Source organism: Roseomonas sp. TAS13 (assembly GCF_001950415.1).
In the GTDB taxonomy this organism is placed as follows: Bacteria; Pseudomonadota; Alphaproteobacteria; order Acetobacterales; family Acetobacteraceae; genus Roseomonas; species Roseomonas mucosa.
Window position 1 is genome coordinate 1 of sequence record NZ_BDLP01000578.1, and the last position, 1,944, is coordinate 1,944.

The following is a 1,944-nucleotide window of genomic DNA, read 5'->3' on the forward strand; positions in this document are numbered from 1 at the left end:
GGCCTTACGGTGGAGCTGTGCGTAGATGTGATCAAGAGACAGGGGCGGTGCTGGGCCCGCAGAGCTGGTTCCGCGTCGGCGGCCCGGCGGAGTTCCTGGTTCGCCCGGCGGATGCGGAGGACCTTCTCGCCCTGCTGCGCGCCAAGCCCGCCGGGGTGCCGCTGGCCGCGATCGGCGCCGCCTCCAACCTGATCCTGCGCGACGGCGGGCTGCGCGGCGTGGTGCTGCGCCTCGCCCGCGGGTTTTCCGAGGTGGTGGTGCAGGTGGACGGGATCGTGGCCGGCGCCGCGGTGCTGGACGTGACCCTGGCGGAACACGCCGCCGCCGCCGGGCTCGCGGGCCTCGAATTCCTTTGCGGCATCCCGGGCAGTGTCGGCGGCGCCGTGGCGATGAATGCCGGCGCCTATGGGGCCGAGGTGAAGGACGTGCTGGACTGGGCAGAGATCGCGACGCCGGAAGGGCTGCGGCGCCTGCCCGCGACGGAACTCGGCTTTCGCTATCGCCGCGCCGCCCTGCCGCCCGGCGCGGTCGTCACGCGCGCACGATTCCACGCCACGCCCGGCGACCGGTCTGCTATTGCCACCCGCATGGGGGAGATCCGCGAGAGCCGCGAGGCCAGCCAGCCCGTGCGCGCCCGCACCGGGGGCAGCACCTTCAAGAACCCGCCGGGGCACAAGGCCTGGGCGCTGATCGATGCGGCCGGCTGCCGCGGCCTGCGCCATGGGGCGGCGCAGGTCAGCGAGAAACACTGCAATTTCCTGCTGAACCTCGGCGGCGCCACCGCCGCCGAGATCGAGGAACTGGGCGAGATGGTGCGTGCCCGGGTCCTGGCCCATTCCGGCGTGGGGCTGGAATGGGAGATCAAGCGAATGGGGGAGTTCGCTCAATGACACGCGTCGCCGTCCTTCTGGGGGGAATTTCGGCGGAGCGGGAGGTCTCTTTGTCCTCCGGCACGCAATGCGCCGCCGCGCTGGAAAAGGCGGGGCACGAGGTCACCCGCATCGAGGTGGGCCAGGACCCCGCCGCGCTGATCCAGGCGCTGCGGGACGCGAAGCCCGATGTGGTGTTCAACGCCCTGCACGGGCGCTTCGGCGAGGATGGCTGCGTCCAGGGCATCCTGGACTGGCTCGGCATCCCCTACACGCATTCGGGGGTACGCGCCTCGGCGATGGCGATGAACAAGGCCACCGCCAAGGCCGCCTTCACCGCCGCCGGCCTGCCCGTGGCGCCGCACCGGCTGATCGAGGCGGCGGAGCTGGAGGAGGCCGATCCCCTCCCCACGCCCTATGTCATCAAGCCGGTGGAGGAAGGCTCCTCGGTCGGCGTGCACATCATCAAGGGCGGCGACAACCGCCGCGCCGAGATCGCCCGGACCTGGCGCTACGGCACCATCATGGCCGAGCCCTATATCCCCGGCCGCGAGCTGACCGTCGCGGTGATGGGCGACCGCGCGCTGGAAGTCACCGAGATCAACGCCGAGGCCGGCGAGTTTTACGACTACGACTCCAAGTACGCCGATGGCGGCTCCCGCCACACGCTGCCCGCCCCGGTGCCGCCGGCGATCCGCGCCCGGGCGCTGGAGGTGGCGCTGGACGCCCACCGGGCGCTCGGCTGCCGCGGCGTCTCGCGCTCCGACTTCCGCTACGACGACACCGGAGAGGGCGAGGGCCGCCTCGTTCTGCTGGAGGTCAACACTCAGCCCGGCATGACGCCCACCTCGCTAGTGCCGGAACAGGCGGCGCATCTCGGCATCGCCTTCCCCGAGCTCTGCGACTGGATCGTCTCCCAGGCCCGCCACGACGGGATGCCTCCGAGTAGGGTTCCCCCTGGCGGGCTGCGCCATGCCGCGTGAGCCGCAGCGCCCCTCCGGCCTGCGCCTCTGGCTGCGGCGCCGGCGCGGGCTGGTCCGCCCGGCGCTGCGCGCCGGCATCGCCGTGGCGCTGC

At 72.6% G+C, this 1,944-nt stretch carries 2 protein-coding genes; both read left to right on the forward strand.

Translation table 11 applies throughout. From position 1 onward, the window contains the following. Window positions 1–17: 17 nt before the first annotated feature. Entirely contained in the window at window positions 18–890 is an 873-nt protein-coding gene (gene murB, locus ROTAS13_RS23815; protein WP_075823602.1) for a UDP-N-acetylmuramate dehydrogenase, read from the forward strand. Next, window positions 887–1,852, forward strand: coding sequence for a D-alanine--D-alanine ligase (locus ROTAS13_RS23820; protein ID WP_051004718.1), 966 nt, complete (start codon window positions 887–889; stop codon window positions 1,850–1,852). Before murB ends, ROTAS13_RS23820 begins: the two co-directional genes overlap by 4 nt. Window positions 1,853–1,944 lie beyond the last annotated feature (92 nt).